Raw genomic sequence first — 14,270 nt, forward strand, 5'->3', positions numbered from 1 at the left:
TTTGTGTTTGACGGTGCTAAGTTTTATTTTACAGGAATAAAAGCGACTGTATCTCCAGTGTGTGTTGGCACGATGGTAACTGTCATGTCTTTTGTCAAGGTAATCGTTGCAGACTTGTCGCCGTATTTGCCAGTGCTATCCAGATAGAGGCTATTATCTACGGAATAGTCGGCTGTATTGTAATCAAGGAGAGTACCAACGCTATGAGTGACTGAGGTCACAGTGTATTTGCCGGCGGCGATTTGATTGCCTACAGTGTAAGTTCCTTCGCCTTTCGTGAAGCTCTTAGAGGCAGGCGTACTTGGTTTTGCAGGTGCGACATAAGCTTTGCCATACCAAGCAATGGCTTTGTACTTCCAGCCTAACTTGATAAGATTATTTTCTTCGCCAAGACTGGCAGTATAATTATGAGCGCCAGATAGAGCGTTTGGATTATAAGCAACATAAATTGCAGTGTTGTAACCAGAGTAGAAAACTGGCTTTTCATTATTATCCCATTTCCAACCGAGTTTTACAAGAGCACTTGCTTCACCTTTATTTTTGGTGTAATAATGGTCGCCACCTTTAGCGTTTGGATTATACACGCGGTAAACAGGTGATTTACTTGAAGATGGAGCAATCCAGCCGATACCTTCGTTATTCCAACCAGCTTTTACGTCAGCATTTTTTTCTGCGGTACTGGTTGTGTAAAAATGTTCGCCTGTATTTGGATTGTAAAGACGATAAACGTTGCTGTCAGCGTGCGCTTTGACGGTTGTTGCGCTAGTAACACCAACGGCTAAGACTGAGGCAGCAGCAGCGGTGATAATAACTGATTTTTTCATGATAGTTTTTCCTTTTTGAGCTTTTTATGTGAATCCCTAGCTGCACATGATTTGTTGACATGAAAACAAAAAATAGCACTTAAAAAGTGCTATTTTACATTAAAAAATTCACCTGCTCCTTGACAAGCAAGTGTTAATTGATTGCTGATTGCTTGCCATAAAGCTCTCCTGAAAGCGTTTTTACGCTTTTATATAATTTTATTTTACATCAAAAGCATCGGCTTGTCAATAGAATACGAAAAATTTTTTGACAGAACTGTCAAAAATAAAAAAGCCAAATTTGGCTTTTTTTATGTTAAAACGGTAATCCTTTAGTAAATTTACCCATTTTATCTTCTGTAATTTTTTCAATCTGACTGAGAGCATCATTGACAGCTGCAATCGTCATTTCTGAGAGTGTTTCTGGGTCTTCTGGGTCAATGACATCTGGATTGATTGTCAGAGATTTCAGTGTGCGATCACCGGAAAATTCAGCTGTGACAAGGTCTTGTGCAGATTTTCCGACGAAAGTGGTTGCTTTGATTTCTTCTTGTGACACTTGCATTTGCTTTTGGAGCTTTTGCGCTTGCTTCATCATATTTTGCATATTCATCATGATAGATTTACCTCTTTTAAAATGTAGTTCATGTTCTATTTTACCATAAATTTGCTAACAAAAAAACTCGTTATCCGAGTTTGATTTATGCGGAAGGCGGGACTTGAACCCGCACCAAGAAAATTCCCGACAGGATCCTTAATCCTGCGCGTCTGCCAATTCCGCCACTTCCGCGAATTGCTACTCAAATATAATATCATTTTACAGTGATTTTTGCAAGTATCAGTGATATGAGGATGAAAAAATTTTTTGACAGAACTGTCAAAAAAATCTGCCAGATTTGCCAGATTTTTTTATTTATTTGACAGGATTATATTTCGTCATAAATTTACTCACAGTTGAGCGATATAACGTTGGGTCAGTTTCAAATGACCGTGCGTGTGCGGCGCCTTTGACAATCAAAAGTTCTTTTGGCGTTCCTTTTTTGACAGCTTTGTAATTTTCATAAACCATCTTTGTTGGGACATAAGTGTCCGCACCGCCGTGAATTAGGAGGATTGGCAACTTATCTTTTGCGAGCGCCGAAGTCGAACTTGCCTGTTGGAAAAACCAACCTTGACGAATGGCATTTTCGGCTGAAACACTGTAAACAATAGGGAAAGCAGGCACATGATAACCGCTCCAACCTTGATAAGTAATCTCGCTCCAAACACTGCTATATCCACAATCTTCGATGATATTTTTGACAGAACTTGGTAAATCAGGCTGGTCAGAAGCCATCATCACAGTCGCAGCACCCATTGACAGACCAAACAAAGTGATATGAACTTGAGAATTTTGTTGCGTCAGCATTTTCGCCCAAGCGATAACATCTGTTTTATCCTTGTAACCATAACTGATGAATTTACCTTGAGAATCGCCAGCAGCTCGATTATCTGGCATCAAAACATTGTAGCCCAACTGGTGAAAGAGTTCGCCATATTGACGCATCGCAGATTTATCTTGTCGAAAACCATGCACAACGATAACTGTTTTATTCGTTGCCACAGCCGCGGGAAGATACGAAGCATCAAGCTTCAATCCATCGTTCTTGATGGTTACAGTTTTTACAGACAATTTATCAAAATCTTGTACAAGATGGTAATTTTTACTTGTTGTTGCCACCTGCGTGACAGGACTATCATTGCGAATGCAAGCCACTTGATAAAAATATAAGGTTGCTCCAATATCAATAATCACAAGCGCTAGAAAAATTCCAATAATCCAGCGCAAAAAATGTTTTTTCTTATTTTTCATGATGAAATTCATTATACACAAAAAGCCTTGCCATGTCTAATTATTTTTATCATCAAATATTTTAAAAAATGGGTTATAATAAAAGAATGAATTTAACACGACCAACATGGCTAGCGATTGACTTAGAAGCAATTTCCCAGAATGCTAAAACTATCATGAAATGGACGAGTGCGCGTGAAATGATTGCCGTTCTCAAAGCGGATGCTTACGGACATGGCGCTCAAAAAGTTGCTCAAAAGCTCTACGAAGATAATCAAGTTCGCCGATTTGCCGTTGCAACTATTGATGAAGGGATTCAACTGCGCCAAACTTTACCAGCTGATACTGAAATTTTGCTCTTATCTGTCCAAGAAGCAAGCCAAGTACCATTGATGTTACACTATCAACTTACACCAACGATTGACAATTTGGACTGGTTGAAGTCCGCAGAAGCGCAATTATTTTTTGACAGAACTGTCAAAAAATTTTCTATCCAAATTGCTGTTGATACAGGTATGGCACGCATTGGAGTACAAAATATACAAGAATTGACAGATTTATATCAGTATATCCAACACAGTAAAAACTTAGACTTAACAGGTGTTTACACACATTTTGCCAGTGCAGACGAAAAAAATTCTGACCAACATTTTCTCAAACAAAAAGAACAGTTTATAAGCATGATGCAACAAGCACAAATTTCTCAAAACTATTGGCATCTCGCAAACTCACCAGCTTCAGTCTGGCATAAAGACGAACTCCCAACGGACATTCTCCGTATAGGAAATGCTCTCTACGGTTACAACATGTCCGATTTGACTGACCTACCAGATGGCTTAATTTTACAGCCATCATTTACTTGGAAAACGCGGATAATCTCAGTGCGTAAGCTCCAGCCTGGCATGAGCGTCTCCTACGGTGCAACATTCATAGCACAGCAAGAAATGTGGGTAGGCACATTGCCAATTGGCTACGCAGATGGTTTTCGTAGAAGTTTTCAAGGAGGAAAAGTTCTAGTAAATGGCGAGTTTCAAGAAATTATCGGACGAATTTCAATGGACCAAGCTCTCATCGCTCTCCCAGAAAAAGTAGCACTTGGCACAGAAGTAACGATAATCGGCAAAGAGCATGAACATCAAATAAAACTAGAAGATTGGGCGAAAAAAGCCAACATGATTGGCGCAGAAATTATTCTCGGCATTTCTCCGCGAGTTCTCAGGATTTATAAAAAATAATACTTGACAAATGAAGCAAAAATATGCTATCATGATAAACGGTATTGTTTACCCCATTTTTGTGGCCCCGGAAACCCAAAAATATCTTGACAGCTAAGGAATGGCTGCCTGTAAACAAATTCTAGTAAAAGGAAAAACAACTAAAATGATGAAAACAACATTCATGGCTAACGCTCAAAACGTTGACCGCAAATGGTACGTTGTTGATGCGACTGATGTTCCTCTTGGGCGTTTGTCAGCAGTAGTTGCTAGCGTACTTCGCGGCAAAAACAAACCAACATACACACCTCACACAGATACAGGCGATTTCGTAATCGTTATTAACGCTGAAAAAATCAAATTAACTGGTAAAAAAGCAACAGATAAGATTTATTACAAACACAGCCTTTACCCTGGTGGATTGACTTCTATCACAGCTGGTGAACTCCGTGATAAAAATGCTGTTCGTTTGATTGAAAAATCAGTTAAAGGAATGCTTCCACACAACACTTTGGGACGTGCTCAAGGCATGAAACTTAAAGTATTTGTAGGTGCAGAACACACACACGCAGCACAACAACCTGAAGTGCTTGACATCTCAGGACTTATCTAATAGGGGGAAACGAACAAAATGGCACAAGTACAATATGCCGGCACAGGCCGTCGTAAAAACTCAGTTGCACGTGTACGTCTCGTACCTGGCACTGGTAAAATCACTGTAAATAACCGCGATGTAGAAAATTACATTCCACACGCAGATATGCGTTTGGTTATCAACCAACCATTTGCAGCTACACAAACTGAAGGTGCTTACGATACACTCGTAAACGTCAACGGTGGTGGTGTATCTGGACAAGCAGGAGCTATCCGTCATGGTATCGCTCGTGCATTGCTCGAAGTTGACCCAGACTTCCGTGGAGCATTGAAACGCGCAGGTCTCTTGACTCGTGACGCTCGTATGGTTGAACGTAAAAAAGCCGGACTCAAAAAAGCCCGCAAAGCATCACAATTCTCAAAACGTTAAAATATTGCATTTTATCATTTCAAGCACTTGCTTCGGCGAGTGCTTTTTTGTTTCTTTAAGTTTTCTTTTGTTAAAAATAGATTAAATTTAAGCTTTCGTTCAGAAAAGCCTTGACAAACATTTTTGTAAGCGGTAAAATAAAATCACAAAGTTTAACGTTAAACCTACCTAAAAACAATGCTTATCTAAACAACGAAAGGCTAGCCTTTCTCTTGTACAAAGTACAAGAGAAATATTCCTAGCAAAGAAAAAAGCAGGAGATACTCAATGGAAATGACTACTCAAAAAAGGAGTGGACAAGGTAAAAATCAATTATTTACAGAAAAACTAAAACATAATGCGTCACTTTACCTTTTACTCGCCCCTGCCACCATTTTACTCATCATGTTTGCCTATATCCCAATGTATGGACTTCTGATGGCTTTCAAAGACTATTCACCGTCACTTGGTATTTGGGCAAGTCCTTGGGTTGGACTGAAGTGGTTTCAGCAATATTTTAGCTCTTATATGTTTTGGCCCACTATCCTCAATACCTTAAAGATTGCCATTTACGGCTTACTTTTTGGATTCACATTACCCATCATCTTGGCAGTGCTTTGCAACCAGCTACGTAATCAAGTATTCAAGAAATTTTTTCAAGTAACAACCTATCTTCCTCACTTTATTTCAACCATGGTAATGGCAGGAATGCTCCTCTTATTTCTCTCACCACAAACGGGACTTGTTGCCAATCTTCTTCAGGTTTTCAATCTCAAAATGCCAGATATTATCGCCAATCCCAATTCTTTTGCCAGCTTAAATGTCTGGTCAGATGTTTGGCAAAATATTGGTTGGAACTCTATTATCTATCTTGCAGCGCTCTCTGCGATTGACCCCACCTATTATGAAGCAGCAACGATGGATGGAGCAACAAGGCTTCAGTGTATCATCAAGATTGATTTACCATTACTCTTACCAACCATCATGATTATGCTCATCATGGCAGTCGGACAACTTCTCAATGTCGGCTTTGAAAAAGTCTTGCTCTTACAAAATCCACTGAATTTATCAGGAAGTGAAATTATTTCGACCTATGTTTACAAAGTCGGTTTACAATCATTCCAATATTCATATTCCACAGCAATCAACCTCTTTCAAACGGTCATCAATCTCGTTATTCTCGTCACAGCGAATTTCCTTTCCCGCCGTTTGACAGATACTGGCTTATTTTAAAGAAAGGAGCATAGCATGAAAAAAGAAAAAAAGAAGAGAAAACCTAGAAGTAAGTCAGAAAAAGTTTTTGATTTTATGAATGTTGTTCTTTCAATCCTCCTTATCTTGGTAATCATCTATCCCTTGTGGTTTGTCATTATCGCCTCCTTTTCCAATCCGCAAGATGTTGCATCAGGAGCTGTCTGGCTTTTACCAAAATCAATCAATTTAAAAGGCTACACAACGTTGTTTTACCAGCCACTCATTTGGCGCTCCTATTTTAATACGATTTTTTATACTGTTGCAGGAACAGCGTTTGCTCTTTTTGTCAATATTCCTGTCGGTTACGCCTTGACGCGAAAAGATTTATTTGGCAGACGTTGGATTGCACTCATGTATGTCATTCCGATGTTTGTCTCAGGTGGTTTGATTCCCATCTACTTAGTGACGAAACAATTTGGACTTCTCAATACGATTTGGGTCATGATTATTCCTTTCTCAGTTTCTTCTTACAATATCATTGTTGCGAGAACATTCTTCCAACAATCTATTCCCGAAGGATTATGGGAAGCTGCCCAGATGGACGGCGCAGGCACTATTCGCTATTTTGTGCAAATTGTGCTTCCCTTATCCAAAGCAATTTTAGCAGTTATTGGGCTTTGGACAGCAGTCGGAATCTGGAATTCTTGGTTTAACGCCTTGATTTACTTATCAAACCCAAATCTACAACCTTTGCAATTACTTTTGAGACAATTATTGATTACTAATCAAACTCTCCAATCACAAGCAACAGGAGATGTAGCACAACAACTCCAACAAACGGCAAATATGATGAAATATGCTTCTATCGTTGTTTCAACATTACCAGTTATGTGTCTTTACCCCTTCTTACAAAAATACTTCAATCAAGGTGTTATGATTGGAGCAATCAAAGAATGATTTGAACCTCGCTTTCAGCTCAACTATTAAAAAATAGTTGTTTAATACAATAATCTAAGGAGATTACTAATGAAAAATCGTACACTCAAAGTTGCTGCCAGCGCAGCATCAATTCTTGCAGCAGTTACGCTCTTGTCTGCTTGTGGAAGCAATTCATCAAAGAAAGCTGACGCAGGAAACAAAAACTTTACCGTAGCAACTGTCCGCTGGTCTGACTGGGGAACAACTTTTGAAAAATTCCCCAATAAACTAGCCAAACAAGCAGGCATCAATGTCAAATGGAATGTTTATTTGGATGCGAACTGGACAGATAAACAGTCAACCATGATGGCAGGAGGCGACCTCCCAGATGCTTTCATGGGTTCAATAGCCTTTACAGACCAACAAATTGCTCAAAATCAAGCAGACTTTATCCCATTAAATAAATATATCAATAAAACGGATATGCCCAACTTGACCAAAGCACTCAAAGAAAATCCAGCCCTAAAAGCCATGATTACAAGTCCCGACGGCAAGATTTGGTCTCTCCCAAAGAACGAACCAGTGCGCCCAACGATTGCGAACCAACTCTTTATCAACAAAAAATGGCTGGATAAACTTGGTTTACAAATGCCAACGACTTATGCACAATTTGTAAAAGTGTTGCAAGCATTCAAAACAGAAGACCCTAACGGTAATGGTAAGTCAGATGAACTTCCTTATGCACCGGGTAATGTCAATCCAACATTTGCCTATATTTTACCATTTGGCAACCTAGAATCAGACGTTCAGCCAAATGATGTTGCGCTCTGGAATGGTAAACCAACCTTTGTTTACACTAATGACCGTTACAAAGCAGGTATTCAAGCCATGCATACAGCCTATTCTCAAGGATTGATTGATCCTCAGATGTACACGGAAGACGCAACACAAACTCAAGCTAACCTGATGGCAAAAACAGAAGTCGTTGGTGTTTCTGCTGGCTGGACAGCTGATGCAACCTTTGGAGCAAATGCCAAAGATTATGTCGCCTTGCCACCGCTTAAAGGCTCTGATGGCAAAGCTTATGTTTTCTCAGATCCAGACCATTACAATGAAAACCGTAATGAATTTATGGTAACGACAAAAGCTAAAAATGTAAAAGCCTTGATGAAATGGGTAGATAAATTCTATACTAACGACGCTTCAATCCAAAATACTTATGGAGAATTTGGTGTTGCCACAAAGAAAACAAGCGCAGGTTACGAAGTTTTAAAACCAAAAGCAGGTACAACAGCAGATACACAAGCTTGGGTAGATTCTCTGCGTGATTTTGGTCCTAAGACTTGGACAAAATCAAATAAAGATGTCACTTTCCAAGATTCAGCAAATGGCGATGCTCAAAAATTAGCAATGGATGCAAAATATAAGAAATATGCTTTGCCTGCCTATCCAAATGTTACTTATACAAATGCAGAATTGACAACAATGGCTCAACTTTTACCTGACATCAATTCTTACGCCACACAACAAGAAGCAAAATGGGTTACAAAAGGTGGCTTGACTGACGCTTCTTATAAAGCTTATGTGAATAAATTGAATGCTATGGGACTTCAAAAATTCATGAAGATTCAAAACGAGGCTTACAACCGTTACGAAAAAGAATTGAAAAAGTAAATAATAGTTTTCAGTCAGAGCATCATCGTTCTGACTGAACTTTATAAAAAGATTCTGTGGAGCAAACAATGAAAAACCATAGAAAACTTATCATCTCAATAATAATTGTTTTGTTGTTATTGATTGCAGGAGGCACATTGATGTTAAACCGACATCAAACACCCTTACAGAGTGGAAGAAAAGGAAATGGAGCAATAACCACGTATCCATTTGCTAAGGGGATGAAAGAATTTAAAGGAATGAAAGTTTATGTTCAAGATGCTAAACAGACTCGAGCCCTTCAACTCTACAGTGTCAATACAAATCCAAAGCGAAATTATCCAACCGATGATAGTTTACTGAAAAAAGCAGCCGTCGCAACTTTTGACATGAGAGGAAAGATTACAGTAGCCATTGTTTATCCTAAAGCTGTAAAATCTGTCCAAGTAAGACCGACAACAGCTGGTATAAACACAAAAATAAAAGGAAAAACGGTTTTCTTTACCCTCAAAAAGTGGGGACAGTATTCCGTAGAGATTAATGGTAATCCCATCAATAATGACCTTTTAATCTTTGCTAATCCGCCACAGCAAAAAATTCCAGCAGGTGCAAAAGTCATTAAAGGACGAGTTGACGGACCACTTAATATTGCACAAGGACAAACAGTCTATCTTGCAGCTGGTTCTGTTATAGATGGACCAGTAACGATGGCTTCTGATTCAAAATTGCTAGGGCGAGGTATTTTAACACAAGGTGGTCCGCCAGCTATCAATGTTCCAAATGCTGACAATGTCACGATTGATGGCATCAATATTTTTGACCCCAACGATTGGGTTGTGCAACTCTATAACAGCAGACAAGTTGCTATTCACAATTTGAAGATTATTTCTTGTCGTGATAATAGTGACGGCATCACTATTCAAAGCTCACAAGATGTAACAATCAATCATTCATTTGTTCGTTCATGGGATGATAGCATTGTTCTGAAAAATTACACAAACACGGATACACAGAATATCAAAGTAACCAACAGTCTAATATGGACAGATTTAGCACAGTCGATGGAGCTTGGCTTTGAAACCAATAAAGGTAACCCTCTCACTTCAATGAAACTATCCAATGTACGATTTGAAAATATTGATGTGCTGCACGCTTTCCATAAAGCACCGATTTCGATTCACAATGCGGATAATTGTAGCATTTCAAATGTGACTTTCAAAAATATTGTTTTAGAAGACGCACAAATGGGTGTTTCAGGAATGCATGGTGAAGGGGGAGGTTGGCCTTATTTGATTGATTTTGATAATGGCAACTCTGAAGATATGGGCGGAGATGCTTCGTGGACAAATAATGATGGTAATCGTTCCATTGAAAATGTTTTGGTTGATGATGTTTGGGTACTTGCTGGTGAAAAATCGTCTTGTGGATTACGTCTGCTCAATGAAGACAGTGGTGGCAAATCTCAAATGAAGAACATTCAGCTAAAAAATATTTATTTTAAAAAGCAAGCTCTTAATTTTACGAGCGTTATCAATGAGGCGAACCTTGCGAGACAAGTAAGTGATAAAAATTCACCGTATTTCTCTCCAAGCAAATAACTGCTTTACTAGAAATGTTATAATAAGCCAGAGATGTCCTCCTAAGTCTCTGACTTACTATTTATAGGTATTAAAGATGAAAAGATTATTAAGTTTAGATAGTCCACCCATGCGGTTTTTAGCGCTCATAGCAAACCTAATTATTTTAAATACATTGTTCATCCTAACAAGTATTCCCTTAATTACGATAGGCGCTAGTTTGTGCGCGTTGCAAACGAGTATTCAAAATATTTTACGTAAGAAAGATGAACGATTGATAGCAAATTATTTTAGGATTTTTCAAAGTAATTTCAAACAATCTACTATCGCTTGGCTGATAATCGTCGCACTTGGGCTGCTCTTTTTCCTAGATTTTCGTTTGTTAGGGCATTTGTTTATAGCCTTATCCTTCTTGTTTGGTGTGGTAACCATTTTGGCAGTTATCTTTCTAGCTATTGAAGTCTCTTATCTTTTTGCTTATATTGGACGTTATCAAGATAAGCTGCAAGTCGCCGTAAAAAACGTCTTAGGATTAAGCTTACAACACTTGTTTCAGACAGTATTTTTAGTGATTTATAATAGCTTCATTGTGTACTTTGCCTTGTCCAGTCCAGTAGCGCTACTTACCATGATTTACTTATTTACTTTTGGTGGTTTTGCTTTTATGAACTATTTTTCAGGTGTAATGATAAAACAGGTATTTGATAAATTAGAACGGAATTAAGAATGGAAGAAAATAGAATAATAAAATTTGATAAAGCACGTTTTGAAATTTTAACGGAAAATTTAATCCGCATTGAGTATAGTGAGACAGGAGATTTTGAAGATAACAAAACACAAATCGTTCAAAATAGAGAATTTTCTCCAGTGAAGTTTGACATCATCAAGAAAGAAAACTCAATAGAAATTTTAACAGATGCTGTGCATCTTTATTATACAGGTGGAACTTTTACTAAAGGCAGTTTGTATGCTGATGTACGTTTTGCTTTTAGCGTGTATTCAAATCGCTGGTATTTTGGAGAAAAGATTGATGGTAATCTCGGAGGTACAACAAGAACCCTAGATACGATTGACGGTGAATGTCAGTTAGAAGATGGCATTATGTCTAAAAATGGCTTTGCAATTTTGACGGATAATAGTTGGGAAATGAATGATAAAGGAGATGTAAAAAATTATCATCGCTCAGACATTGATATTTATTTCTTCGCTTACGGGAGAAACTATCGTCAAGCATTGAAAGACTATTATCATTTAACAGGAAATACACCTCAGCTTCCACGCTTTGTTCTTGGAAATTGGTGGAGTCGTTATTATGAATATTCGCAGGAGTCATATTTGGCTTTGATGGATAAGTTTCAAGATAAAAAAGTCCCATTATCTGTTTCGGTGATTGATATGGATTGGCACAAAGTAGCAGAGGTTCCGACTAAATATGGCTCAGGTTGGACAGGCTATTCGTGGAATAAAAAACTTTTTCCTCATCCGAAAGAATTTATCCAGCAACTTCATGATAAAAAATTAAAAGTTACATTGAATGACCACCCAGCAGATGGTATTCGTGCCTTTGAAGATGATTATCCGAAAGTTGCCGAACATCTTCATCTCAATAAAGAACTCGAAGAACCTGCAAAATTTGACTTTAACAATCCTGATTTTCGTAAATCTTATTTTGAAGATGTTCATGGTTCACTTGAAAAAGATGGTGTTGATTTTTGGTGGCTTGATTGGCAACAAGGAGCTGTTTCCTCAACAGGTGTTGACCCACTTTGGCTACTCAATCATTATCAATACAAAGATGCACAAAAACTCTCTCAAAACAATATTATTTTGAGTCGTTATGCAGGGCCAGGCAGTCACCGTTATCCTTTAGGCTTCTCTGGGGATACTGTGATTTCTTGGGATAGCCTCGATTTTCAACCCTATTTCACAAGTACGGCATCTAATATCGGATATACCTGGTGGAGTCATGATATTGGTGGACATATGCACGGCGGGAAAGATGCTGAACTAAGTCTCCGCTGGCTAGAATACGGTGTTTTTTCACCTATTAATCGTTTGCACTCATCGAAATCAGAGTTTACTAGTAAAGAACCTTGGCATTTTGACAAAGTCGTAGAAGAAGCTATGGAAAAATTCTTGCGCTTGCGTCATTCTCTTATTCCTTATCTTTACACGGCAAATATTGAAACAGCTACAAAAGGAAAAGCACTCGTTGAGCCTATGTACTATGCTTATCCTCTACAAGAAGAAGCATATAACCACAAAAATCAATATTTATTTGGTGGGGGCATGCTTGTTGCACCAATTACTCATAAAATTAACCCAGAATTGCAAATGGGTGAAGTAGATGTGTGGCTGCCCGAAGGAACATGGTATGACTTTTTCACTGGTGAAAAATACGAAGGAGATACTGAACTCAAAATTTACAGAGAAATAGATGAAATTCCTGTTTTTGTAAAAGCTGGAGCGATTATCCCATTAGACAAAAATCCAATGTTACGTGAAGAAATACCTTTAGAAATGATATGGAAAATTTTCCCACAAGGGGAAGGACACTATTGCTTAGTTGAAGATAACAATGAAACGACGGTTACCTTTGACAAAGGGATTTTGAACTTAACAGAAAAGAATCCAACATCTCGAAAACACACGATAATTTATGCTGGACATGAAATAACAACTTTATCTGGAGATTTTTCGCTGGATTTAACGAGCTATATTCAAGAGTTTGACTGGGATTTTCAAAAAAATCTATTTAGACGACTAGATATTGCTGAATTACCTTATGATGAAAAAGATACGATTTATCAAAAATTATCGAATATATCTGATTTTAATAAAAAAGTGGCATATATCAAACAACTAAATAATATAGAATTACAAGATTCTTTGTTTGAAATACTTTATAGCAGTAGATAAAGAAAATAGATTTATGTATAATGGAGCATATACAGAGGTCTAGTTATGGCAAAAATCACGTTAAAAGAAATTGCAAAATTAGCAGGCGTTTCAGTTATGACTGTCTCGAATGTTATTCATGGTAAAAATGCAAAAGTATCTATAAAAACTAAAGAAAAAATATTAAAGCTAGTTGAGGAGTATAATTACGTTCCAAATCAGAATGCGTCAAATCTAAGAACGGGTTCTTCTCAGTTAATTGGTGTACTTTTTTATAGTAAAGAAAGTTATACAGATTTTACTGATCCATTTGTGTCGTCAATCCTTACTGGGATTGAAAATGTTGCGAATAAGTATGGATATTTCACAATGATTCGTTCAATAGACAAGGCAGAAGATATTGAAGTTTTGCAAAGGAATTGGACATTTGCTGGTTTTATCATGATTGGTGTGAGTAGTTATGACTTTTCTCAAGTTGATAAAAACATATTTGTGCCGGTAACTTATGTAGATACCTACCGCAAAAGAATAACAATAAACTCAGAAAAAGCACGAAATTTTGTTGGAACAGACGAAGACGAAGTTTCCAAAATAGCCGTAGATTATCTGGTGAAGCAAGGACACGAAAATATTTTGTTCTGTAGTTTTGATTTTGATTCTGCACCGAGTGTTATTGAAAAAAGATTTTCTGCATTTAAAAAATATTTTGCCCAAAAAAGTAGTGGTCAATTTTTAGTAGCAACCACACCTACTCCGAACTATCAAGATGTCTTACAAAGTGTGAAGCCCTATCTGATGGCGCAACCTTTTAGCGCTATTTATGCTACGGCTGATATTTTAGCAGTCAAACTTAATCAAATATTTAAAGATGTTTCGATTATTGGGGTAGATAATGCTGAATTTTGTGATTTTGTTTCTCCCAAATTAACGACGATTGCGATTGACCAAGTGGAAAAAGGAGAAATTGCAATGAAAAAACTAATTATGTCAATTAACCAAGAAACAAGCAGTGATTTTTATTCAAATTCTTATCTGATTGAACGAGATAGTGTACAAAAAATAAAAAAGTCATAGTTTTCTATGACTTTTTTAAATCCATTCTTCCAGCTATATCAGTGTTTGAAGCCAATAGACGAACAGCAAGGGAAAAAAAATCAAAAATGCGTGCTTAATTCTTGA

The 14,270-nt window shown here is 37.6% G+C and carries 13 protein-coding genes and 1 tRNA gene; 10 read left to right on the forward strand and 4 right to left on the reverse strand.

Annotated features, from left to right (window positions below; genetic code table 11):
- Positions 1-23: 23 nt before the first annotated feature.
- From KJS36_RS09460 to KJS36_RS09475, 4 genes are all read right to left on the reverse strand, one after another.
- A complete protein-coding gene (locus tag KJS36_RS09460; protein ID WP_213536673.1) occupies positions 24-824 on the reverse strand; it encodes a hypothetical protein in 801 nt (266 codons plus the stop codon).
- A gap of 295 nt (positions 825-1,119) precedes the next feature.
- Entirely contained in the window at positions 1,120-1,458 is a 339-nt protein-coding gene (locus KJS36_RS09465; protein ID WP_280520343.1) for a YbaB/EbfC family nucleoid-associated protein, read from the reverse strand.
- 49 nt (positions 1,459-1,507) lie between these two features.
- A tRNA-Leu gene (locus KJS36_RS09470) sits at positions 1,508-1,593 on the reverse strand.
- A gap of 123 nt (positions 1,594-1,716) precedes the next feature.
- Positions 1,717-2,658: an alpha/beta hydrolase gene (locus tag KJS36_RS09475; protein ID WP_373306164.1), complete on the reverse strand. Its 942-nt coding sequence runs from the start codon at positions 2,656-2,658 to the stop codon at positions 1,717-1,719.
- 83 nt (positions 2,659-2,741) lie between these two features.
- Between KJS36_RS09475 and alr the strand changes: the two genes are divergently transcribed.
- The 10 genes from alr to KJS36_RS09525 all read left to right on the forward strand — a co-directional run bounded on the left by alr (position 2,742) and on the right by KJS36_RS09525 (position 14,165).
- Complete coding sequence (gene alr, locus KJS36_RS09480) at positions 2,742-3,869, forward strand: alanine racemase (RefSeq protein ID WP_213536676.1); 1,128 nt, start codon at positions 2,742-2,744, stop codon at positions 3,867-3,869.
- A gap of 145 nt (positions 3,870-4,014) precedes the next feature.
- Positions 4,015-4,461, forward strand: a complete 447-nt coding sequence (gene rplM / locus KJS36_RS09485; protein WP_109245894.1) for a 50S ribosomal protein L13 — start codon at positions 4,015-4,017, stop codon at positions 4,459-4,461.
- A gap of 18 nt (positions 4,462-4,479) precedes the next feature.
- Entirely contained in the window at positions 4,480-4,872 is a 393-nt protein-coding gene (rpsI, locus tag KJS36_RS09490; protein WP_109245895.1) for a 30S ribosomal protein S9, read from the forward strand.
- Between the two features lie 267 nt (positions 4,873-5,139).
- Complete coding sequence (locus tag KJS36_RS09495) at positions 5,140-6,084, forward strand: ABC transporter permease (RefSeq protein ID WP_244842897.1); 945 nt, start codon at positions 5,140-5,142, stop codon at positions 6,082-6,084.
- Between the two features lie 15 nt (positions 6,085-6,099).
- Positions 6,100-7,002, forward strand: coding sequence for a carbohydrate ABC transporter permease (locus KJS36_RS09500; RefSeq protein WP_213536677.1), 903 nt, complete (start codon positions 6,100-6,102; stop codon positions 7,000-7,002).
- 69 nt (positions 7,003-7,071) lie between these two features.
- Entirely contained in the window at positions 7,072-8,637 is a 1,566-nt protein-coding gene (locus tag KJS36_RS09505; protein WP_213536678.1) for a type 2 periplasmic-binding domain-containing protein, read from the forward strand.
- Positions 8,638-8,705: 68 nt separating this feature from the next.
- Complete coding sequence (locus tag KJS36_RS09510) at positions 8,706-10,214, forward strand: glycosyl hydrolase family 28 protein (protein WP_213536679.1); 1,509 nt, start codon at positions 8,706-8,708, stop codon at positions 10,212-10,214.
- 109 nt (positions 10,215-10,323) lie between these two features.
- Positions 10,324-10,917, forward strand: coding sequence for a DUF624 domain-containing protein (locus tag KJS36_RS09515; RefSeq protein ID WP_244842903.1), 594 nt, complete (start codon positions 10,324-10,326; stop codon positions 10,915-10,917).
- Positions 10,918-10,919: 2 nt separating this feature from the next.
- Positions 10,920-13,112: a TIM-barrel domain-containing protein gene (locus tag KJS36_RS09520; RefSeq protein WP_213536681.1), complete on the forward strand. Its 2,193-nt coding sequence runs from the start codon at positions 10,920-10,922 to the stop codon at positions 13,110-13,112.
- Between the two features lie 45 nt (positions 13,113-13,157).
- Positions 13,158-14,165, forward strand: coding sequence for a LacI family DNA-binding transcriptional regulator (locus KJS36_RS09525; RefSeq protein WP_213536682.1), 1,008 nt, complete (start codon positions 13,158-13,160; stop codon positions 14,163-14,165).
- The last annotated feature ends 105 nt before the right edge of the window (positions 14,166-14,270 follow it).

Origin of the sequence: Lactococcus nasutitermitis, assembly GCF_018403765.1 — a bacterium.
GTDB classification, from domain to species: domain Bacteria; phylum Bacillota; class Bacilli; order Lactobacillales; family Streptococcaceae; genus Lactococcus; species Lactococcus nasutitermitis.

What these genes read in the sequence shown, in the direction of transcription:
- alr (WP_213536676.1), top strand. Translation starts at nt 2,742, where the DNA reads ATGAATTTAACACGACCAACATGGCTAGCGATTGACTTAGAAGCAATT.
- KJS36_RS09460 (WP_213536673.1), bottom strand. Translation starts at nt 824, where the DNA reads ATGAAAAAATCAGTTATTATCACCGCTGCTGCTGCCTCAGTCTTAGCC.
- KJS36_RS09515 (WP_244842903.1), top strand. Translation starts at nt 10,324, where the DNA reads ATGCGGTTTTTAGCGCTCATAGCAAACCTAATTATTTTAAATACATTG.
- KJS36_RS09500 (WP_213536677.1), top strand. Translation starts at nt 6,100, where the DNA reads ATGAAAAAAGAAAAAAAGAAGAGAAAACCTAGAAGTAAGTCAGAAAAA.
- KJS36_RS09525 (WP_213536682.1), top strand. Translation starts at nt 13,158, where the DNA reads ATGGCAAAAATCACGTTAAAAGAAATTGCAAAATTAGCAGGCGTTTCA.
- KJS36_RS09495 (WP_244842897.1), top strand. Translation starts at nt 5,140, where the DNA reads ATGGAAATGACTACTCAAAAAAGGAGTGGACAAGGTAAAAATCAATTA.
- KJS36_RS09505 (WP_213536678.1), top strand. Translation starts at nt 7,072, where the DNA reads ATGAAAAATCGTACACTCAAAGTTGCTGCCAGCGCAGCATCAATTCTT.
- rpsI (WP_109245895.1), top strand. Translation starts at nt 4,480, where the DNA reads ATGGCACAAGTACAATATGCCGGCACAGGCCGTCGTAAAAACTCAGTT.
- KJS36_RS09520 (WP_213536681.1), top strand. Translation starts at nt 10,920, where the DNA reads ATGGAAGAAAATAGAATAATAAAATTTGATAAAGCACGTTTTGAAATT.
- KJS36_RS09510 (WP_213536679.1), top strand. Translation starts at nt 8,706, where the DNA reads ATGAAAAACCATAGAAAACTTATCATCTCAATAATAATTGTTTTGTTG.
- rplM (WP_109245894.1), top strand. Translation starts at nt 4,015, where the DNA reads ATGATGAAAACAACATTCATGGCTAACGCTCAAAACGTTGACCGCAAA.